The following is a 19765-nucleotide window of genomic DNA, read 5'->3' as shown; positions in this document are numbered from 1 at the left end:
TTTGCCACCGACAGCGGAGGCGCCCGTCAGGCGGCAGCCACCACGCCGGGTGGCTCCGCCGCGATCGCCGGGGCGGCCCTCGTCCCGGACAGGTACGCCGATCTCGGGCGGAGGCGCTGCGGCTGCTCGATGGGAGCGGTGAAGATCCCCAGCAACTCGGTCACCTCCAGGACGCGACGGACGAAGGGCTGCGGATCAACGATCCGCATCTCGCACCCGGCCTCGCCGGCGGCGTTGCGTACCGCGAGGAGCGCGCCGATGCCGGCGCAGTCCAGGAAGGCAACCCCGGCGAAGTCCACGAGGAGAACCGTGGGAGTCTGATCCCACAGCAGGGTGAGCAGCTTGTCCCGGAGTACCGGCGCGGTGGCCAGGTCGATCTCTCCGGCCACGCCGACCCGGGCCGTCGCTGGCTGCGGGTAACGTGTGTCGACGGATAGCCGGGTGAGCGCGGTCACAGGCGAAAGATTGGGAGCCATGGTGCTCCTTCAGATCAACTACAGGCAGGAATCGCTCGAAGTGCGGGCGAGGGCTGGGCCCTGGGCCGGGAAGCAACGCCTGTGTCGGAATCGGTGGCCGTTGCAGGCTCGACAAGCTGCGCACGTCCGTGCGGCGCGGCTACCTCGAGGTTACACCCAAAATCCCCCTTCGGCGCGGAGCCGGAGCGGCCCGGGTAACCGGCGACCGCGTCCTCGCGGTGCGCTCCCGTCACGCGAACTGGCACCCGTCCTCCGCCAGGCGGCTGCGGCGCCCGGTTCTCTGCCGAGGCTGGCTCAACGTGCCGCGTGTTCGGCGCGGGCCGGTGCGCCCACCTCGTGCAGGTGTCGCAGGGCCTGGCGGTAGGAGGTGACGAGGCTGGTCTGTTCGTAGCCGACGCCGATCTCGGCGCAGTACGCCTGCACGATCGGCTGGGCCTTGCGCAGGTTGGGGGTCGGCATGCCGGGGAAGAGGTGGTGCTCGATCTGGTAGTTCAGGCCACCGAGTGCCGCGTCGGTCAGCCAGCCGCCGCGGACGTTGCGGGAGGTGAGCACCTGCTTGCGGAGGTAGTCCTCCTCACCGGTCGGGTGCGGCATGCCCTTGTGGTTGGGTGCGAATGTCATGCCGAGGTAGACGCCGAACAGTGCTTGGTGTACCAGCAGGAAGGCGACGGCCTGCAGCGGCGAGAGGACGATCAGCAGTGCCGCGAGATAGCCGACGGCGTGCAGGATCAGCAGCGTGGTTTCCAGGGCGGGGCGCTTCACGGTGCCGTTGCGCAACGCCTTGATGCTGGACACCTTCAGATCGACGGCGAGCAGCGTGAGGAGCGGGAAGAACAGCGCGGCCTGGTGCCGGGTGATGAAGCCCTTCAGCCCGCGCCGGCCGATGGCCGACTCCGTGGCCCAGATGAGCACCTCGGGCGCCACGTCCGGGTCGAGATCGTCGTGGTTGGGGTTGTTGTGGTGGCGGGTGTGCTTATCCATCCACCAGCCGTAACTCATCCCGACCGCGAGGTTCCCGGCCAGCCGTCCGGCGAATTCGCCGGGGCGTTTGGTGCGGAACACCTGGCGGTGCGCCAGATCATGCGCCACGAGCGCCACCTGGGTGAACGTGACGGCGAGGAACGCGGCCGTCAGCAACTGCCACCAGGAGGAGCCGATGACGAAGAAGGCGGTCCAACCGCCGACGAGCATGAGCGCGACGACAGTCAGTCGGACGATGTAGTAGGCGGGCCGGCGCTGCATCAGCCCTTCGCCGCTGATCCGCCGGGACAGGACGGCGAAGTCGCTGCCGGTCGTTGTCCGCGACGGCGTCATGGTGATCGTCATGCTTCTATCAAACCGTGCGGCGTCCGGATAGTCAGGAGCGCTACGTCCTCCAGCACGGAGGTGCTAGCACCACGATTGAGCTGTGAATCCGCGGGCACAATAGGACCCGTGGACGTGGCCGGGACTGGCGAGCGGTTGGGCCGATGGGTCCGAGATGGGCTGCGTTCCGTGCTGTCGGGCATGGCCGGGGCCGGGCTGGCCTTGACCAACGTGCCGCTGCTCGCCGTCTCCGTCGTCGTGCTGGCCCTGACTCCGGTGCCGTTCCTCGGTCTGGCGCTGGTGCCCTGGACGATGACGCTGGTCCGGATGCGCGCCGATCTCGAGCGCAGACGTGCCTCACGGACCGGTGTCCTGGTGACGCGGCCGTACCATCCGCCTCCGGACGGCGCCTTGGCCGGTGGCTGGCGGCGCTTCCGGTGGATCGTCACGGACCCGGCCACCTGGCGCGATCTTGCCTGGCTCCTGCCCGGCGCGCTCGTCGGCTTCGCGCTCGGGACGATCCGGGTGGTCCTGCCGTTGTACGGGCTCGTGGGCCTGACACTGACGCCGTTGTGGATCTGGCTCGGCACCGGCTGGTACGGCTACGGCGTCATCTGGTCCGTCGACACGCTCAGCGCGGCGCTGCTCTGCCTGCCGCAAGGCGCCGTCATCTTCGCCGGCGGCCTGTGGGCCGCGCCGTGGTTGGGCCGCGTCGACGCGTACTTCGCCCGACTCTTCCTCGCACCGACCAGGGCTGCCGAGCTCCGGCTGCGCGTCACCCAGCTGACGGAGACGCGTGCTGACACCGTGGGTGCCCAGGCGGCGGAGCTGCGCCGCATCGAACGCGACCTGCACGACGGCGTCCAGGCGCGCCTGGTCTCGCTGGGCATGATGATCGGCCTGGCCGACGAGTTGATCGACCACAACCCGGTGGCGGCTCACCAACTGCTCGCCGAAGCGCGTGAGTCCAGCGGAACAGCCCTCGTCGAACTGCGGCACCTGGTCCGCGGCATTCACCCGCCGGTGCTCGCCGAACGCGGCCTCGACGGCGCGGTCCGCGCGTTGGCGCTCAGCCTTCCGATACCGATCACGGTCGATGCCGACCTCTCCGGCCGGCCCGACACACCCGTGGAGTCCGCGGCGTACTTCGCGGTTGCCGAGACGCTGACCAACATGATCCGGCACAGCCGCGCGCACACCGCATCGGTATCGTTACGGCACACCGACGGTCTCCTGGCGATGGTCGTCACGGACGACGGCGCGGGAGGTGCCGACCCGGCCTCCGGCACGGGTCTGCGCGGCATCGAACGCCGCCTCGCCGCGTTCGATGGCACGATCACGCTGTCGAGCCCGCCCGGAGGGCCCACCGTCGTCACCATGGAGGTGCCGTGCGCGTTGTCATCGCCGAGGACCATGCCCTCCTCCGTGACGGACTGACCCGCCTCCTACAGGCCTTCGACTTCGAGGTGGTCGCGGCGGTCGACAACGGCCCGGCGCTGCTGCCCGCCCTGATCACGCACCGGCCGCAGGTGGCGGTCATCGACGTCCGTCTGCCGCCGACGTTCACCGACGAAGGGTTGCAGGCCGCGGTCGCGGCTCGGGCCCAGATCCCCGGCCTGCCGATCCTCATGCTCTCCCAGCACGTCGAGCCCCTCTACGCCCGCGAACTGCTCGGCACCCCGAACGGCGGTGTCGGCTACCTCCTCAAGGACCGCGTGTCGAACGTCGGCGAGTTCGTCGACGCCGTCCGCCGGGTCGCCGGAGGCGGCACCGCCATGGACCCGGAGGTGATCTCGCAACTACTCGCCCGCCAGGAGCCACTCGCGGTGCTCACCGCCCGGGAGCGCGAGGTGCTCGGCGTGATGGCCGAGGGCCGCTCCAACGCCGCCATCGCGGCCAAACTCCGGATCACCGAGAAAGCCGTGAGCAAGCACATCAACAACATCCTCACCAAACTCGAGATGCCGCCCTCCGACGACGACAACCGCCGGGTCCTCGCCGTCCTCGCCTACCTCAACCCGTGAACGCGCGGGAGTAGGCACCAGAGGCTCCGGCTCGCTGCCGTCGCCGGTCCGGCAGGCGGGTGGCCGTCGTGCTCATGGCACATCAGCCGGGGCCGGACCGCGCTCTGGGCCTACCGGGTGACGGGCCGCCCGGTCGGCGCTCCGGCGTACCGGGCCGCCGCCGCGCCGAACCGGCCGGCCAGCGCCGGATGTCCGGCCCAGTGCACGTGCAGGTAGGAGGCGTGCACGTTACCGTCGACCGCGCCCTCCTCGACCGCCGCGTCGAGCCCGTGCGGGCGAGAGGGCCGGGGCCGGAACCGCCACGCCGGCACCCGCCCGGCGGCGTAATCGATCCGGGTGCGGTGGAACTCGTGCCCGGTCACCACGGTTCCCGCCCCGGCCAGCAGGCTGGCACCGGCCGCGACCGCCTCGCGGTAGCCGAGGGTGAGCCGGCCGGTCATCCGGGCCGAGGCGTCCAGCACCCCGGTCATCGGATGGCCGTCGAGGTCCCGGCAGAGGTAGAGCAGCCCGGCGCACTCGGCGACCACCGGCATCCCGGCCCGGGCCGCCCGGCCGACCGCGTCGCGCAGCCGGGCGTTGGCGGAGAGCTCGGCCGCGTAGACCTCGGGAAAGCCGCCGCCGAGGTAGAGGCCCGCGCAGTCCGGCGGCAGCTCCTCGTCCCGCAGCGGATCGACGGGTACGACCCGGACGCCGGCAGCCGCCAGGAGTTCGTCGGTCTCGGCGTACCGGAAGGTGAACGCCGAACCACCGGCGACCGCGACCGTCACCGGAGGCAGCCGGGGCACCTCCTCGACGGGTCGCCACTGTCCGGCCGGCAGCTCCGGTGCCTGGCGGGCCACGGCGAGCACGGCGTCCAGGTCCACCGCTTCGGCCAGCCGGGCGGCGAGCGCGTCGACCGTACTCCGGGCCGCCGCCCCGCGCTCGGCGGCCGGTACGAGCCCGAGGTGTCGGCTCGGGGTGTCCAGGGCGGCGTCCCGGCGCAGCGCCCCGAGCACCGGTACGCCGGTCCGGGCGACCGCCTGCCGCACCTCCGCCTCGTGCGTCTCCGAACCGACCTTGTTCAGGATGACCCCGGCGACGGTCAGCTCCGGGTCGTAGCCGGCGAAGCCGTGCACCAGCGCGCCGATGCTGCGGGAGGCGCCGGAGACGTCGACCACCAGCAGCACCGGGCTGCGGGTCAGCCGGGCGACGTGCGCGGTGGAGGCGAAGCCCTCCCGGCCGATGGCGCCGTCGTGCAGCCCCATCACGCCCTCGATCACCGCGATCTCGGCCGGCACCGGGACGCTCGCGCCGTGCCGCAGCAGCGGGACGATCCGCTCCTCACCCTGTAGGTGCGGGTCGAGGTTGCGGCCCGGCCGGCCGGCCGCCACCGCGTGGTAGCCGGGGTCGATGTAGTCGGGACCGACCTTGTGACCGCTGACCGCCAGGCCCCGGGCGCGCAGCGCCGCCATCAGCCCGGTCGCCACCGTGGTCTTGCCCTGCCCGGAGGCGGGCGCGGCGATCACCACCCGGGGCAGCCGGGTCACCACTCGATCCCCCGCTGTCCCTTCTGGCCGGTGTCCATCGGGTGCTTCACCTTGGTCATCTCGACCACCAGGTCGGCCGCCTCGACCAGCCGGGGGTCGGCGTCCCGGCCGGTGACGACCACGTGCTGGTGGCCGGGTCGGTTCCGCAGGGTGTCGACCACCTCGGCCACGTCCACCCAGCCCCACTTCATCGGATAGGTGAACTCGTCGAGCACGTAGAGCTGGTGCCGTTCCTCGGCGATCCGGCGCCGGATCTCCCGCCAGCCCTCCAGGGCGTCGGCGGCGTGGTCGGCCTCGCTGCCCGGCCGGCGGCTCCAGCTCCAGCCGGCGCCCATCTTGTGCCACTGCACCGGGCCGCCCTCACCGGTCTGCTCGTGCAGCCGGCCGAGCGCGAGCAGCGCGGACTCCTCGCCGACCCGCCAGCGGGCCGACTTGACGAACTGGAAGACCGCGATCGACCAGCCCTGGTGCCAGCCCCGCATGGCCAGCCCGAAGGCGGCCGTCGACTTACCCTTCATCGCGCCGGTGTGCACCATCAGCAGTGGGCGGTTGCGGCGCTGCCGGGTGGTCAGCCCGTCGGCGGGTACCGTCTCCGGTTGTCCCTGCGGCATCAGGCGGCCCTCCCCCACCGGCTCCCGACGCCGCCGGAGCGGTCCGGGCCGAGGTCGTTTCGGGTACGCGTACCGGTGCGGTCGCGTACCGCACCGGTCAGGGTGGCGGCGGCGACCCGCTCCAGCGGCAGGTGTTCGGCACCGAGCACCTCGGCGAGTTCGACGGCGAGGCCGAGCCGGATCCGTCCCGCCTCGCAGTCGACCACCACCGAGCGGACACCGCTGGCGGCGAGCAGCCGGGCGGCGTACCGGGAGCGGGCGACCGCGTCCGGGCCGGCGGTGGCCCGGCCGTCGGTCAGCACCACCAGCAGCGGGCGGCGGCGCGGGTCCCGGATCCGTTCCACCCGCAGCACCGCACCGGCCCGGAGCAGTCCCTCGGCCAGCGGGGTACGGCCACCGGTCGGCAGCCCGGCCAGCCGGGTGGCGGCGACGTCCACACTGGAGGTCGGTGGCAGCGCGAGTTCGGCAGCGCTGCCCCGGAAGGTCACCAGGCCCACCTTGTCCCGCCGCTGGTAGGCGTCGAGCAGCAGTGACAGTACGGCGGTCTTCACCTCCCGCATCCGCTGCCGCGCCGCCATCGAGCCGGAGGCGTCGACGCAGAACAGGATCAGGTTCCCCTCCCGGCCCTGCCGTACCGGCACCCGGAGGTCCTGCGGCCGCAGCTCCAGCCCCGGGCCGCGCCGCCCGCGTACCCGCTGGTGCGGTGCGGCCGCCCAGAGCGTGGCGACCAGGTGCGGCCGGCCGCCGGCAGCCGCTCCGGCCGGCGTGGTCCGGATGGTCTGCCCGACGGTGGTGACCGCCGGTGAGCGGCGCCCGGCGACGCCCGCCCCGACGCCCGGTACGACCAGCAGCCGGGCCCGGTACGGCCGCCCGGCGGCGAGGGTCCGGCTGCCACCGGGCGCCCCGCCCGCCGGTCCGTCCGGTGCCGCCGAGCCGTGCGGTGCGGCCGGCACCGGGACCCGGCCCGGTCGCTCGGATCCGGTGCCCTCGGCCGTGCCGTCCGGCGCGGCACCGGCCTCCGGGGCGGGACCGGTGCCCGGCGGGCTCCCCGGCGCCGGGCCGTCGTCGGGTGGCGGCGCACCGCCCGGCCCACCCGGGTCGGGCTCGTCCGGGCCGGGGCCCCGCGGCGGCGGGCCGCCGTCCGGCGGCGGCTCGGCCGGCTGGTCGAGCCCGGCGTCGGCGAGCGCCTGGTCGAGCCGCTCCTGCTCGATGCCGGGCGGGTCGAACGGGTCCCGCCGACGCCGGTGCGGCAGCGCCAGCCGGGCGGCGGCGCGGATGTCCACCCCGGTGACGGTGGTACGCCCGCACCACGCGGCGTGCGCCATCGCGGTCCGCGCGGTCACCAGGTCGGCGCGCATCCCGTCCACCTCGAACGAGGCGCAGACCATCGCGATCCGGTACAGGGTGTCGTCGTCGAGCCGTACCTCGGGGAGGAGTCGGCGGGCTCGGGCGATCCGGGCGGCGCGCTCGGCGTCCACCGCCGCGTACCGGCCGGCGAACCCGTCCGGGTCGGCCTCGTAGCCGAGTCGCCGCCGGGTCACCTCGGCGCGTACCGCCGGGGCGCGGCTGGCCGCCACCTCGACGGTCAGGCCGAACCGGTCCAGCAGCTGCGGGCGGAGTTCCCCCTCCTCCGGGTTCATCGTGCCGACCAGCACGAACCGGGCGGCGTGGGCGATCGATACGCCTTCCCGTTCCACCGTGGCCCGGCCCATCGCCGCCGCGTCCAGCAGTACGTCGACCAGGTGGTCGTGCAGCAGGTTGACCTCGTCGACGTAGAGCAGTCCACGGTGCGCCGAGGCGAGCAGCCCCGGCTCGTACGCGGTGACGCCGTCGCGCAGCGCCCGTTCCAGGTGCAGGGCGCCGAGTACCCGGTCCTCGGTGGCGCCGACCGGCAGCTCGACCAGCCGGGCCGGTCGGGTCGTCGACGGTGCCGCCGGATCGTGCGGCCCGTCCGGGCAGTCCGGGTCCGGTGCACTCGGATCGCAGGAGAAGCGGCAGCCGGTGACGACGGTCACCGGTGGCAGCAGTGCGGTCAGCGCCCGGACGATGGTGGACTTCGCGGTCCCCTTCTCGCCCCGGATCAGCACCCCGCCGATGGCCGGCGAGACGGCGCTGAGGGTGAGGGCGAGGGCCATGTCGTCCATTCCGACGACGGCGGAGAACGGGTACGACCGCACGGGGCCAACCTCCTGCCTCGCGGGTGTCCACGCCCGCGACCGGTCCGGTACCGGGCCGCCCGGAGGGCCGACCCGGGACGGGGGCGGAGTGTCTGGCTCCCGGCCGTCGGCCGGTCACAGTGGCGGGACCGCCCCGGAGTCGCCGGTCCTGTCGGACCGACCCACCGGTGTTCCTCGCCGCACCGTCGCCGCCGATGATGACACAGCCCGGCCGCCCGGGCACGGTCGGCAGCCGGACCCGGCAGGTCCGGCGATGACCGGGCTCACCCGGTGGCGCGTCGGCGACGGGGGAACGCCGGGGCGCGTCCGGCGATGACCCGGCTCACCCGGTGGCGCGCCGGCGGCGGCGGGTCGGCTAACGTTCCGGCTCGTGACCGCGACGAGTGCCAGACCTGGGCTGACCGTGGTCGGCATCGGCGCGGACGGTTGGGTCGGGCTCGGCGAGGCCGGCCGGCGCGCGTTACACGACGCCGAGGTCGTGCTCGGCGGACGCCGGCAGCTCGACCTGCTTCCGGCGGAGCTGCCGGCGCAGCGGGTGAGCTGGCCGAGTCCGCTGCTGCCGGCGCTGCCCGGCCTGCTCGACGGGTACGCCGGACGCCGGCTCGCCGTCCTGGCCAGCGGCGATCCGATGTGGTTCGGGATCGGGGCGCGGATCGTCGAACTGGTCGGCCCGGACCGGGTGCGGGTGCTGCCGCACCCGTCGTCGATCAGCCTGGCCTGTGCCCGGCTCGGCTGGCCGGTCGAGCGGGTCGCCGTGGTCAGCGCGGTCGGCCGTGACCTGGCCCGGGTACGCCGGGTGCTCGCCCCCGGCCGGCGGATCCTGGTACTCAGCGCGGACGCGTCCACGCCGTCGGCCCTGGCCGCCCTGCTCACCGACGCCGGCTACGGAACGAGCCCACTGGTCGTGTTCTCGTCTCTCGGCACCGGGCAGGAGCACCGGCTCGACGGGACGGCCGAGGAGTGGTCGCATCCGCCGGCTGATCCGTTGAACGTGGTGGCGGTGCACGCCACGGCCGGACCGGACGCCGTACTCCGGTCGACGGTGCCGGGGCTGCCCGACGAGGCGTACGCGCACGACGGGGCGTTGACCAAGCGGGAGGCGAGGGCGCTCGCGCTGGCCCGGCTCGCCCCGGCCCCGGACGAGCTGCTCTGGGATGTCGGCGCCGGTTCGGGCAGCATCGGCATCGAGTGGCTGCGGGCCGAGCCGACTGCTCGGGCGGTGGCGGTCGAGGCGCGGGCGGACCGGGCCGAGCGGATCGTCGGCAACGCGTCGGCGCTCGGGGTACCGGAGCTGGCGGTGGTGGTCGGCCGGGCTCCGGCGGTACTGGCCGGGCTGCCCACCCCGACGGCGGTCTTCGTCGGCGGCGGACTCTCCGCCGACGGTGTCCTGGACGCGTGCTGGGCGGCGCTGGCCCCGGGTGGCCGGCTGGTCGCGCACGCGGTGACGATCGAGGGGGAACGCGAGTTGACCATCCGTGCCGATCGCCTCGGCGGCGACCTGACCCGGCTCGGCGTGGAGCGGGCCGCACCGCTGGGCGGTTTCACCGCGTGGAAGCCGGCCCGCTCCCTGGTGCAGTGGGCGGTGGTCAAGCCGTGCCGGTGACCTTCATCGGCGCCGGACCGGGCGCCGCCGACCTGATCACCGTACGCGGTCAGCGGGTGCTGGCCCGCGTCCAGGTCTGCCTCTACGCCGGCAGCCTGGTCCCGGCGGAACTGCTGGAGTCGTGCCCGCCGGGCGCGGAACTGGTGGACACCGCCGACCTCACATTGGACGAGATCGTGGCCCGGATGGTCGACGCCCATCGGGCCGGCCACGAGGTGGCCCGGCTCTGCTCCGGCGACCCGTCGATCTACAGCGCGGTGGCCGAGCAGTTGCGCCGGCTCGACGAGGCGGGCGTACCGTACGAGATCGTGCCCGGGGTGCCGGCCTTCGCCGCCGCCGCCGCGACGCTGGGCCGGGAGCTGACCGTGCCGACGGTGGGTCAGACGGTGGTGCTGACCAGGGTCCGCGCCCGGTCGACGGTGATGCCGGAGACCGAGGATCTCGCCGTGCTCGGCGCCAGCCGGGCGACCCTGGTGCTGCATCTGGCGGTCGGCCGGACCCGAGAGCTGGCCGAGCAGCTTGTTCCGCACTACGGCGCGGACTGTCCGGTCGCGGTGGTGGCCCGGGCCAGCCGCCCCGACGAGCTGGTGCTGCGCGGTACCCTCGCCGACATCGCCGACCAGGTCGAGCAGGCCGGGGTACGCCGGACCGCCGTGATCGTGGTGGGCCGGGTGCTGGCCGCCGAGGGTTTCCCGGACTCCCACCTCTACTCCGCCGGCCGTGACCGGTCGGCGAAGCGCTAGGGGGCGGCCGGTCGTGCGGAAGATCCTGGTTATCGGCATCGGGGCGGGCGATCCCGCCCAGTTGACCCTGGAGGCGGTCCGGGCGATCGCCGGGGTCGACGTCTTCTTCGTCCTGGACAAGGGCGCCGCGAAGCAGGACCTGCTCGGGCTGCGGCAGGAGATCCTGCGCCGGCACCCGACGAAACCGGGACACCGGGTGGTCGAGGTACGCGACCCGGACCGGGACCGGAGCGCACCGGACTATGTGCACGCGGTGGACGAGTGGCGTCGCCGCCGGGCCGAGCTGTTGCGGGCGCTGGTCCGCGACGAGGTGCCGGTCGACGGCTGCGGCGCCTTCCTGGTCTGGGGCGATCCGGCGCTCTACGACAGCACGCTCGGGGTCATCGAGGAGATGCTGGCGGACGGGTCGGTCGAGTTCGACTACGCGGTGATCCCGGGGGTGAGCAGCGTGTCGACGTTGGCCGCCCGGCACCGGATCGGGCTGAACCGGGTCGGGCGGCCGTTCCAGGTCACCACCGGCCGGCTGCTGGCCCAGGGTTGGCCGGCCGGGGTGGACGACCTGGTGGTGATGCTCGACGCGCACTGCACGTTCCTGCGGGTGGAGGAGCCCGACGTGCAGATCTTCTGGGGTGCCTACCTCGGTACCGCCGACGAGATCCTGGTCGCCGGCCCGCTCGCCGAGGTCGGCCCGGAGATCGTCGAGGTACGCCGGGCCGCGCGGGAGCGCAAGGGCTGGATCATGGACACCTATCTGCTGCGCCGTCACGTCGCGCGGGCCGGATAGACCCGCTCATCCCCGTACCCCTTCCTGGTCCGGTCCTGTTGGCGGGCCGGGCGGGTGGCGGCCGCTCCCTGATCACGGATTCGGTATATCGCTCGACCAAATAGCTTGGTATTATGTTCCGCATGATAGCGGCGGAGCACCAGCCGACCGACGACAACGACCGGCACACCCAACTGCTGCGCGGGGTGCTCGACATGTGCCTGCTGGCACTCCTGGCCCGGCAACCGGCCCACGGCTACGAGCTGGTCCGCCGGATGGAGACCGCCGACCTCGGCGCGATCAGCTACGGCACCATCTATCCGCTGCTGACCCGGATGCGTCGACTGGGCCTGGTCGCCAACGAGCAGCAGCCGAGCCCGAACGGCCCGCCCCGGAAGGTCTACGCGCTGACCGACCTCGGCCGGGCACACCTGGACGCCTGGCAGAAGCAGTGGAACCACTTCGCCGACACCGTCGGCGCCCTCCTCGGCCCAGCCGACCACGACCCCAGCAGGAGTTGACCGTGGACACCATCGACAGCGTCATGGCCGAAGCCGAGCGGGCCTGGCAGGCCTACGGGGTCGGCCCGGCCGATCGGGCCACACTCGCCGCCGACCTCCGCCTCGACCTGGAGGCCGCGGCCGCGGACGGCGGCGACCCGGCACAGTTGCTCGGCGGCGACGTGACCGGGTTCGCCCGGCGGCTCGCCGACGAGGCCGGCGTCCAACGGGTACGCCCGCACTACGGCCCGCTGCTCGGCACCGCGCTGATCGGTGCGGTGCTCGGCAGCCTGCTCGGTTACGCCGTCCTGGCCCTGCTGCATCCGGTGTTCGTGCAGGCGGTGGACATACCCCGCTCGATCGAGATACCGGTCCAGCTCGCCGTCGCCGTCTTCTACGGCGTGCCGGCCGCTGTCGTGGTGACCGGCGCGGTCGTCGCGGTCCGGTTGGGGATGCCCGACGTGCCGCAGATCAGGAGGACGTCGCGGATGATGGGGCTGCTGCTGCCGGTCGCCGGTCTGCTCGTCACGCCGCTCACCATGTGGTTCGCCTCGTTGACGGATTACAGCACGGCACCCGAGGTCGTGATCACGGAGATCGCCATCGTGCTGGCCGCGCTCGCCGGCGCCACCATCCTGGCCCGCCGACTGTCGCTTCGGGAAGGCCGGGAGTCCTCCGACCCCACCGGCCCGTACTCGACGCAGGTCAACTCGGCCTGACCGCTCGACGGGTGGCAGGATCTACGCCCATGGAGTTCGCCGAGGTGATCCGCCGCCGCCGGATGGTGCGCCACTATGCCGACCGGCCGCTCAGTCCCGAGGTCGTCGACAGGATCCTGGCCAGTGCGCTGCGCGCACCGTCGGCCGGATTCTCGCAGGGCTGGGCCTTCCTCGCGCTGACCGACCCGGCCGACCGGGCCAGGTTCTGGCCCTTCGTCCCCACCCGGGTCGCCCAGACCCCGACCATGCAGGACGCGCCGCTGGTCGTGGTGCCGCTCGCACACAAGGCCGCGTACCTCGCCCGGTACGCCGAGGCCGACAAGGGCTGGACCGACCGCTCCGAGGCACGCTGGTCGGCACCGTACTGGTACGTCGACACCGGGATGGCCACCCTGATGATGCTGCTGACCGCGGTGGACGAGGGGCTCGGCGCCTGCTTCTTCGGCATCATGCCGATGGCCGGCGACGACTTCGATCCCGTGGTGGACGTTCCCGCGCACACGGCCGCGTTCAAGGCGGAGTTCGGCATCCCCGACGAGTACTCGCCGATCGGCGGCATCTGTGTCGGCTACCGCGCCGACGACCTGCCGCCGCAGAATCCCACCATCGCCGGACGCCGCCGGGACCGCGACGAGGTGATCCACCGAGGACAGTGGGGCCGCCGGTCCTGACCGGTTTTCCCTGCGCCAGCGGTCCTGAGCGGTTTCCCTGCGGCAGCGGCGGCCGGCAGGGGCACCCGGTCGGCAACGCCGAGGTTCAGCCGAAGCGGCCGGGTGCGCCGTCGACGAACGGCCAGGTGATCCGCTCCGCCCGCAGGTCGGCCACCAGGTCGCGCACGTAGCGCAGTTCCGCGTCGACGACCTGGCGCCGGTATTCCGTCTCGATCCCGAAGAGTCGGGGCAGGAACGTGGCGACCTCGGCGATCTCCCGGTCCAGGGCGGCGAGCCGCTCCTCCAGCCGGGCCACCCGCAGCGTCAGCGCCTCGACCGCGTCGGCCGGGGAGAGGTTCGGCAGGAACGACAGCGCGGCCGGGAACTCGGGATACTCCGCGGTCGGGCTGGCGAGCATCGTGCGGAGCCAGTTGGCCAGGGTCGTCCGTCCGGAATCGGTGATCCGGTACGTCGTGCGCTCCGGCCGGTTCTCGGCGCGTTCGGTCGCGGCGACGGCGACGAGCCCGTCCCGGACCAGCCGCTGGATCGTCTGGTAGACGCTGTTGCGCTGGCTGACGTTGACCACGTCGTCCTTGCGGCGCGTTTTGATCAACTGCTGCATCCGGTACGCGTGCATCGGCTCCTCGGTGAGCATCGACAGCACGGCCATCGCAAGGACGGATCGGCGTGATTCGGGCACGTACCGAGCCTATCCAGACCTTCGGATTAGCCATAAGATGTATAGTCAGTTTATGACCACGTCCCCTCGTACCGTTCCTGCCACTCGTTCCGGGACAGAGCCCAGCGTCCAGCCCGGACACCCGCTCGCCCGGCGGCTCGCCCTGGGCGCCGTCGTCGGGCCGGCGCTCTTCACCCTCGCCTGGCTCGTCCTCGGCGCCGTGAGCGACGGGTACACCCTCTTCGGCCACCGGTTCACCGACTACTCGCCGGTCAGCCAGCCGATCAGCGGGCTCGGCATGGGCGCGACCGCGCCGTACATGAACAGCGCCTTCGTCGTCACGGGGCTGATCCTGCTCGTCGGGGTGGTCGCGGTGTTCCGCGCGGTTCCCACCGGCCGGCCCGCCCTGCGCCGCTGGTCGGTGGTACTGCTCGGATGCAGCGGGATCGGGCAGGCCGTCTGCGGGATCTTCAACCTGGAGGCGGTACTGCCGCACACCTTCGGCTTCGTCCTCGCCATCGGCGCACCGGTCGCCGGCTTCCTGGTCGCCGGTCACTACTTCCGGGGCGTACCCGGCTGGCGGCGGTTCGGCAGTTGGCTGCTGCTCGGCAGCCCGCTGACGCTGATCCTGCTGGTCGGTTTCTTCGCCACGTTCCAGCCGACCGCCGACGGGGCCGAGCAGGGCGTCGCCGGGCTCGTACAGCGGATCGGCATACTCGAACTGCACGCCTGGTTCGTGGCGATGGGCTGGCTCGCGTACCGGCGTACTCCGGCAGATGCCGTGGAGCGAGTGGGATGACCCGGCGGCCGTGGGATCGGTGCCGAGCGGCGCCGATCCGGGCCTGGCCCCGCCTCACAACCCCAGTACGCTGCGCCGTACCTCGGCGCTGTCCCGCAACTCGTCGGCCGAGCCGGTCAACACCACCCGCCCCTCGCCGAGCAGGTACGCCCGACTCGCCACGTCCAAGGCCCGCTGCACGTCCTGCTCCACCACGAGCACGCTCACCCCGCCCGCGTTGATCCGCACGATGGCGTCGTACACCTCGTCGACCCGGACCGGCGCGAGCCCCAGCGACGGCTCGTCGAGCAGCAGCAGGCGCGGCCGGGCCATCAGCGCCCGGCCGATCGCCAGCATCTGCTGCTCTCCCCCGCTCAGGCTGCCGGCGCCCTGGCCGGCGCGTTCGGCGAGCCGGGGGAAGATCTCGTAGACCTCGGCCAGGGTGGCCCGGTGTTCCCGACGGGCCTCCCGCCGGTAGGCGCCGAGGATCAGGTTGTCCAGCACCGTCATCCGGGGGAAGATCCGCCGTCCCTCCGGGACGACCGCGACCCCGTGCGTGCAGACCCGGTGGCCCCGCAGCCGGGTGATGTCGGTACCGCCGACGCTGATCTGCCCCCGGTGCGCCGGATGGATCCCGGCCACCGCGTTGACCAGAGTGGACTTGCCAGCCCCGTTCGGGCCGACGACGCAGACCGTCTCCCCCTGGCGCACGTCCAGCGTGACGTCCCAGAGGGCCTGCGCGTCGCCGTAGCGCACCTCGAGGTCGCGGACCCGCAGCAGCGGCTCAGACATGGGCTTGCCTCCCCAGGTAGGCGCGGACCACGGCCGGATCGTTCAGCACGGTCTGCGGGTCGCCGTCGGCCAGGCAACTGCCCCGGTCGAGCACCACGAGCCGGGTGGCGAGCTGGTTGAGTACCCGCAGCAGGTGCTCGACGATCACGATGGTGATCCCGCTGTCGTGGATGCGCCGGACCACCTGGACCGCGTTGTCCACCTCGGCCGGGTTCAGCCCGGCCAGCGCCTCGTCCAGCAGCAGCACCCGGGGGTTGGCGGCGACCGCCCGGGCCATCTCCAGCAGTTGCCGCTGGTGCAGGTTCAAACCATTCGGGTACGCGTCGGCCAGGTGCCCGAGCGCGACCGTCTCCAGGTGCCGTTCGGCGATCGGCCGGGCCCGGCGCAGCGACATCGGGGTACGCCCGAACATGATGGCCATCGCCACGTTGTCCCGGACGGTCATCGAGTCGAACGGCCGGGGGATCTGGTAGGTCCGGGCCATCCCGACGTGGGCGATGCGGTGCGGCGCCAGCCGGGTGGTGTCCCGCCCGCCGATCCGGATCGTGCCCCTGGTCGGTCGGATCGTCCCGGAGAGCAGGTTGACCAGGGTGGTCTTGCCGGATCCGTTCGGGCCGACGAGCCCGACGAGTTCACCCTCCCGGATCTCCAGGGTCACGTCCTCCAGCGCGTGCACCCCGCCGAAGTACCGGGCCACGCCACGGCATTCGACCAGTACCGCGCCGGACTCGCCCGCTCGCGGCCCGGCGACCTGGACCGGAACCCGGCGGGTGTCCATGACGGTCGGCAGGTGGGTCGCGGCGGAGCCGGTCGCGGCGGCATCGGCCGGAACGGGTTCGGGCGGCGCGACGTCAGCCGAAGCGGAGGCAGGCGAAGCGGGATCGGGCGCGGGGTCCGGCGAAGCGGTTCGGGGCGCCGCCTCCGTCCGGGGCGCCGATTCGGTCCGGGGCGCCGCCTCCGTCCGGTGGCCGGGTGGGCGCAGTCCGAGTCGGGCGGAGATCCGGGGCGAGCCGAGCACGATGGCGACCAGGCTGGCGGCGAGCATCCCGACGACCAGCCAGTCCAGCAGTTCGCCCCAGACCCGGAGCACCGCCAGGGCGCCGCTCACCCCGACCAGGGTGCCGAGGGCGACCAGCGGGCGGGCCCGCAGCCGCGCGTAGAGGCCGTCGGGGGCGAGCGCGACCAGCAGGGCGAGAATGCCACCCAGAATGATCATGTTGTACGCGTCCAGGCCGTACGACGAGAGCCGGTCCTGGAGCGTCACGATCAGCACCGCGCCGATCACCGGACCGAGCCAGTGGCTCCGGCCGCCGAGCACCCCCATCACGATCACGAAGAGCGGGATGGTCAGCCCGAAGACGCTCTCCACGGTGACGAAGCCGATCTGGAGCGCGTAGACGCTCCCCGCCACCCCACCGAGCACGCCGCTGAGCAGCATCGCCAGCATCTTGTACCGGAACGTCGCCACCCCGGTCACCTCGGCGACGTCCTCGGCGTCCCGGATCGCGGCGAGCGCGGAACCCGATCGGGTGTGCTGGACGACGTAGGCGACCGCGACCGCGAGCGTCGCCACCAGCAGCGCCAGCAGGAACTGGAACTGCTGGAAGGAGCTGACCGGCCCGGGCAGCTCGGGCACCGGCACACTCGCGCCCTGTCCCCCGTCGATCGACCGGTTGATCCGGGCGAACGCGGCCAGGATGAACGGCACGGCGAGGGTCAGCAGCGCGAAGATCTCACCCCGCAGCGACCCCAGCCGGAACGCCACCGCGCCGACCCCGAGGGCGAGCAGTCCGGAGAGCACCGCCGCGATCGGCAGGGTGAGGAAGAAGTCGACGCCGTGCCGCCCGCTGAGCACCGCCGTGGTGTAGGCGCCGATCCCGACGTACGCGGCCTGGCCGAAACTGAAGTAGCCGCTGTACCCGGAGAGCAGGTTCCAGCTCGTCGCCTGGGCGATCCAGAAGCAGACCGAGCCGAGCAGCACCAGATAGAACGACCCGATCCCGAGCTGGTCGGCGGAGGCGCCCAGCACGGCGAGCACCAGGAACGCCACCAGCAGCCCGACGCCGCCCCGGCGGATCACCGGACGCCCCCGACGGCGAAGAGTCCCTGCGGCCGCAGCAGCAGGGCCAGGATGATCGCCGAGAAGAGCACGAACGGCGCGGCCGCCGGGGACCAGACCGCCGAGACGACGCCGGAGAGCACCCCGACCAGGATGCCGGAGGCGAAGGTGCCGACCACCTCGCCGATCCCGCCGAGGATCACCACCGCGAAGACGGTGCCGAACCACTCGTACGCGGTCTCCGGGGTGAGCGCGTTCGACAGTGCGAAGACCATCCCGGCCAGTGCGGCGGTGGCCCCGACCACCCCGCCGAGCAGGACGCTGAGCCGGCGGTGGTCGACCCCGAAGGCACCCGCGACCGCCCGGTCCTGGGCGATCGCCCGCATCGCCCGGCCGACGAAGGTACGCCGGAGCACCAGGTGCGCGCCGACCACCACCACCACGGCGAGGCCGAACGCCAGCAGGGTGGTGACCGGGAAGACCAGCCGGCCGAGCGCGACCGACCCGGTGGCGTACGGGTTGACCGTCGCCGGCATCCGCTGGAAGTCGGCGCTCCAGACGTTGCTGACCACCTGGATGGTGATGCTCAGCAGTCCGAAGCTGACCAGCAGCGAGTTGAACTCGCTCAGCCGCAGCCGGTCGAAGAGCCACTGGATCGCGGCGCCGGCCACGAACATCAGCGGCACCGTCACCACCAGGGTGAGGATCGGGTCGAGCCGCCACGAGGTGGCGATCTGGAAGGTGAGGTACGCGCCGAGGAGGATCAGGCCGAAGTGGGCCAGGTTGATGACGCGCAACACCCCCCAGGTGACGGAGAGGCCGGTGGCCATCAGGGCGTAGAGGCCACCGATCAGCGCTCCGGTGAGGGCGGCCTGGATGACGTTCATGCGGGGCATCGCCTGTCTGGTCGGGTCGGCGGGGCCACCCGGCGGCGGGCCGGGTGGCGCGACGACGCGGTCAGGGGGTGGGCGCGTCCGGGCCCGGACGGGGGCGCCTGGGCCCGGACGCGCGGTCAGGAGCGGGCCGGGGCGAACGGCGCGGCGGCCCGGTCGGCCGGCCACACCGTGACCCAGTCGCCCTGCTGGATCTGCTTGATGGCCTGGGTGGTCGGCCAGAAGTTCCGCACCTTCGGGTCGAAGCTGAGGTGCCCGCTGAACGTGGTGTCGGCGCCCTTGCCGTGCAGGGAGTCGCACATCTTCCGGTGGTCGGTGCCGCCGGTGTCCCGGACGGCGGCGGTCAGGATCTCCCAGGCGTTCCACGAGGCGGCGGCCTGGGTCTCGAAGACCGGGTACGGCAGCTTGGTCGCCTTCGCCCGCGCGGTGAAGTCGTCCACGATCTCGGTGGCCGCCGGGCCGAGCCGGTCCAGGGTCGGCTTGTTCGGCTCGAACATCGACACCGAGAGCACGCCCTCGGAGACCTCGCCGAGGTCGAGCAGGGGTCCGGGCGCCGGGAAGAGGCTGAACAGCCGCTTCGGCCGGTAGTTGAGCTGCGCCATCGCCTGGAGGATGTTCACCGCGTCCACGCCGAGCCCGTTGTTGATCACCAGGTCGGGGTCGGCGTCGCGTACCTGGGCGGCGATCGGCGCCCAGTCGGTGGTCGTCGGCGGGTAGTGCACGTCGACCACCACGTCGAGGCCACGCTCCCGGGCGATGCTCAGCGCACCGGACTTGTCCGCGCCGTAGCCGTCGGAGACGAAGGCGGCCGATCCACTCTGGCTGGTCAGCACGGCGACCCTCTTCGGCGGCCGGGGCTGGGCGGCCAGCGCGTCGAAGAGCTGGGTCGGGATGAACCGGTTCGGGGTGGGCCCGATCGACCAGGCCGGGAACTGGCACTCGTACGTGAGCTGCGGGGCGAGTACGGCGGTGTGCTGCGGCATCACGTACCCGTGCCGCTGGGCGACCGCCATCGCGGAGAGGATGTTCGGGGTGGCGTACGGGCCGATGACCAGGTCGACCCGGTCCTGGCTGATCAGCCGCTCGTAGAGCTGGCTGACCTTGGACTGGTCGGACTGGTCGTCGACGACCTTCCACTCGACCTGGCGGCCGAGCAGTCCACCGGCGGCGTTGAGCCGGGCGACGTACGCCTCACCGGCGATCTTGTGGATCTGCCCGGTGGCGGCGAACGCGCCGGTCAGGGAGAGGGTCGAGCCGACCACGATCGGGCCGTCGGTGGAGCCGGATCCGGAGCCGTTGCCGCATCCGGTGGCCGCCGTGCCGAGCGCCATCACGGTGGCGACGGCGGCGAGGGAGCGCCTGCGCATTGTCGGGTACCTTTCGTAGCGTCGCGGGACGGTCGGCGCGGGTACGGCCGGGGTCGCCGACCTGGTTGTCGGCCGCGGGTGGCGGCCGGCGCCGGATCGG

The 19765-nt window shown here is 73.0% G+C and carries 19 protein-coding genes; 9 read left to right on the top strand and 10 right to left on the bottom strand.

All coding sequences use genetic code 11. The annotated features are described in order from the left end of the window. Positions 1 to 26: 26 nt before the first annotated feature. Positions 27 to 476 (bottom strand): STAS domain-containing protein, encoded by a 450-nt coding sequence (locus V1634_RS17720; protein WP_331208947.1) that lies wholly within the window; start codon positions 474 to 476, stop codon positions 27 to 29. Between the two features lie 294 nt (positions 477 to 770). Further along, positions 771 to 1802, bottom strand: a complete 1032-nt coding sequence (locus V1634_RS17715) for a fatty acid desaturase family protein (protein ID WP_331208946.1) — start codon at positions 1800 to 1802, stop codon at positions 771 to 773. Between the two features lie 180 nt (positions 1803 to 1982). Between V1634_RS17715 and V1634_RS17710 the strand changes: the two genes are divergently transcribed. Beyond that, positions 1983 to 3218, top strand: coding sequence for a sensor histidine kinase (locus V1634_RS17710; RefSeq protein WP_407951809.1), 1236 nt, complete (start codon positions 1983 to 1985; stop codon positions 3216 to 3218). Further along, positions 3170 to 3805 carry a response regulator transcription factor gene (locus V1634_RS17705; protein WP_331208944.1) on the top strand — a complete coding sequence of 212 codons (636 nt, stop codon included), beginning with the start codon at positions 3170 to 3172 and terminating at the stop codon, positions 3803 to 3805. The genes V1634_RS17710 and V1634_RS17705 overlap by 49 nt, the downstream gene beginning before the upstream one ends. Before the next feature lie 110 nt (positions 3806 to 3915). Here V1634_RS17705 and V1634_RS17700 read toward each other — a convergent pair whose 3' ends face one another. From V1634_RS17700 to V1634_RS17690, 3 genes are read right to left on the bottom strand one after another with little or no spacing between them, the layout of a single operon-like run. Further along, a complete protein-coding gene (locus tag V1634_RS17700) occupies positions 3916 to 5331 on the bottom strand; it encodes a cobyrinate a,c-diamide synthase (RefSeq protein ID WP_331208943.1) in 1416 nt (471 codons plus the stop codon). Further along, positions 5328 to 5942, bottom strand: a complete 615-nt coding sequence (gene cobO / locus V1634_RS17695; RefSeq protein WP_331208942.1) for a cob(I)yrinic acid a,c-diamide adenosyltransferase — start codon at positions 5940 to 5942, stop codon at positions 5328 to 5330. The genes V1634_RS17700 and cobO overlap by 4 nt, the downstream gene beginning before the upstream one ends. Next, positions 5942 to 8119, bottom strand: a complete 2178-nt coding sequence (locus V1634_RS17690; RefSeq protein WP_407951806.1) for a magnesium chelatase subunit D family protein — start codon at positions 8117 to 8119, stop codon at positions 5942 to 5944. Before V1634_RS17690 ends, cobO begins: the two co-directional genes overlap by 1 nt. Before the next feature lie 370 nt (positions 8120 to 8489). Here V1634_RS17690 and cbiE point away from each other — a divergent pair, with 370 nt between their 5' ends. The 6 genes from cbiE (at position 8490) to V1634_RS17660 (ending at position 13118) form a co-directional block, all read left to right on the top strand. Continuing rightward, positions 8490 to 9722: a precorrin-6y C5,15-methyltransferase (decarboxylating) subunit CbiE gene (cbiE, locus tag V1634_RS17685; RefSeq protein ID WP_331208941.1), complete on the top strand. Its 1233-nt coding sequence runs from the start codon at positions 8490 to 8492 to the stop codon at positions 9720 to 9722. Continuing rightward, positions 9719 to 10465 (top strand): precorrin-4 C(11)-methyltransferase, encoded by a 747-nt coding sequence (gene cobM / locus V1634_RS17680; RefSeq protein ID WP_456238618.1) that lies wholly within the window; start codon positions 9719 to 9721, stop codon positions 10463 to 10465. Before cbiE ends, cobM begins: the two co-directional genes overlap by 4 nt. A gap of 13 nt (positions 10466 to 10478) precedes the next feature. Beyond that, the gene (gene cobF, locus V1634_RS17675) at positions 10479 to 11249 is read left to right on the top strand and encodes a precorrin-6A synthase (deacetylating) (protein ID WP_331208939.1); all 771 of its coding nucleotides are present in this window, start codon (positions 10479 to 10481) and stop codon (positions 11247 to 11249) included. A 113-nt stretch (positions 11250 to 11362) separates the two neighbouring features. Beyond that, the gene (locus V1634_RS17670) at positions 11363 to 11749 is read left to right on the top strand and encodes a PadR family transcriptional regulator (RefSeq protein ID WP_331208938.1); all 387 of its coding nucleotides are present in this window, start codon (positions 11363 to 11365) and stop codon (positions 11747 to 11749) included. A 2-nt stretch (positions 11750 to 11751) separates the two neighbouring features. Next, positions 11752 to 12447, top strand: a complete 696-nt coding sequence (locus V1634_RS17665) for a hypothetical protein (protein ID WP_331208937.1) — start codon at positions 11752 to 11754, stop codon at positions 12445 to 12447. Positions 12448 to 12476: 29 nt separating this feature from the next. Beyond that, positions 12477 to 13118: a nitroreductase family protein gene (locus tag V1634_RS17660; RefSeq protein ID WP_331208936.1), complete on the top strand. Its 642-nt coding sequence runs from the start codon at positions 12477 to 12479 to the stop codon at positions 13116 to 13118. An 85-nt stretch (positions 13119 to 13203) separates the two neighbouring features. Here the strand turns inward: V1634_RS17660 and V1634_RS17655 are convergent, their stop codons facing one another. Continuing rightward, positions 13204 to 13797 carry a PadR family transcriptional regulator gene (locus V1634_RS17655; protein ID WP_331208935.1) on the bottom strand — a complete coding sequence of 198 codons (594 nt, stop codon included), beginning with the start codon at positions 13795 to 13797 and terminating at the stop codon, positions 13204 to 13206. A gap of 52 nt (positions 13798 to 13849) precedes the next feature. Here V1634_RS17655 and V1634_RS17650 point away from each other — a divergent pair, with 52 nt between their 5' ends. Next, positions 13850 to 14575 carry a DUF998 domain-containing protein gene (locus tag V1634_RS17650; protein WP_331208934.1) on the top strand — a complete coding sequence of 242 codons (726 nt, stop codon included), beginning with the start codon at positions 13850 to 13852 and terminating at the stop codon, positions 14573 to 14575. A gap of 54 nt (positions 14576 to 14629) precedes the next feature. Here V1634_RS17650 and V1634_RS17645 read toward each other — a convergent pair whose 3' ends face one another. From V1634_RS17645 to V1634_RS17630, 4 genes are all read right to left on the bottom strand, one after another. Next, positions 14630 to 15346 carry an ABC transporter ATP-binding protein gene (locus tag V1634_RS17645; RefSeq protein ID WP_331208933.1) on the bottom strand — a complete coding sequence of 239 codons (717 nt, stop codon included), beginning with the start codon at positions 15344 to 15346 and terminating at the stop codon, positions 14630 to 14632. Further along, positions 15339 to 17426, bottom strand: coding sequence for a branched-chain amino acid ABC transporter ATP-binding protein/permease (locus tag V1634_RS17640; RefSeq protein WP_331208932.1), 2088 nt, complete (start codon positions 17424 to 17426; stop codon positions 15339 to 15341). Before V1634_RS17640 ends, V1634_RS17645 begins: the two co-directional genes overlap by 8 nt. After that, complete coding sequence (locus V1634_RS17635; RefSeq protein WP_331208931.1) at positions 17423 to 18292, bottom strand: branched-chain amino acid ABC transporter permease; 870 nt, start codon at positions 18290 to 18292, stop codon at positions 17423 to 17425. Before V1634_RS17635 ends, V1634_RS17640 begins: the two co-directional genes overlap by 4 nt. Positions 18293 to 18417: 125 nt before the next feature. After that, positions 18418 to 19665, bottom strand: coding sequence for an amino acid ABC transporter substrate-binding protein (locus V1634_RS17630; protein ID WP_331208929.1), 1248 nt, complete (start codon positions 19663 to 19665; stop codon positions 18418 to 18420). Between the last annotated feature and the right edge of the window lie 100 nt (positions 19666 to 19765).

Origin of the sequence: Plantactinospora veratri (assembly GCF_036421995.1) — a bacterium.
Lineage (GTDB): Bacteria > Actinomycetota > Actinomycetes > Mycobacteriales > Micromonosporaceae > Plantactinospora > Plantactinospora veratri.
Note: the sequence above shows the minus strand (reverse complement) of the source record. Positions and strands in the feature narration are given on the sequence as shown.

Coding starts and splice junctions, on each gene's coding strand:
- V1634_RS17660 (WP_331208936.1), top strand. CDS start 12,477: ATGGAGTTCGCCGAGGTGATCCGCCGCCGCCGGATGGTGCGCCACTAT.
- V1634_RS17715 (WP_331208946.1), bottom strand. CDS start 1,802: ATGACGATCACCATGACGCCGTCGCGGACAACGACCGGCAGCGACTTC.
- V1634_RS17635 (WP_331208931.1), bottom strand. CDS start 18,292: ATGAACGTCATCCAGGCCGCCCTCACCGGAGCGCTGATCGGTGGCCTC.
- V1634_RS17720 (WP_331208947.1), bottom strand. CDS start 476: ATGGCTCCCAATCTTTCGCCTGTGACCGCGCTCACCCGGCTATCCGTC.
- V1634_RS17670 (WP_331208938.1), top strand. CDS start 11,363: ATGTTCCGCATGATAGCGGCGGAGCACCAGCCGACCGACGACAACGAC.
- V1634_RS17710 (WP_407951809.1), top strand. CDS start 1,983: ATGGCCGGGGCCGGGCTGGCCTTGACCAACGTGCCGCTGCTCGCCGTC.
- V1634_RS17650 (WP_331208934.1), top strand. CDS start 13,850: ATGACCACGTCCCCTCGTACCGTTCCTGCCACTCGTTCCGGGACAGAG.
- V1634_RS17630 (WP_331208929.1), bottom strand. CDS start 19,665: ATGCGCAGGCGCTCCCTCGCCGCCGTCGCCACCGTGATGGCGCTCGGC.
- V1634_RS17645 (WP_331208933.1), bottom strand. CDS start 15,346: ATGTCTGAGCCGCTGCTGCGGGTCCGCGACCTCGAGGTGCGCTACGGC.
- cobO (WP_331208942.1), bottom strand. CDS start 5,942: ATGCCGCAGGGACAACCGGAGACGGTACCCGCCGACGGGCTGACCACC.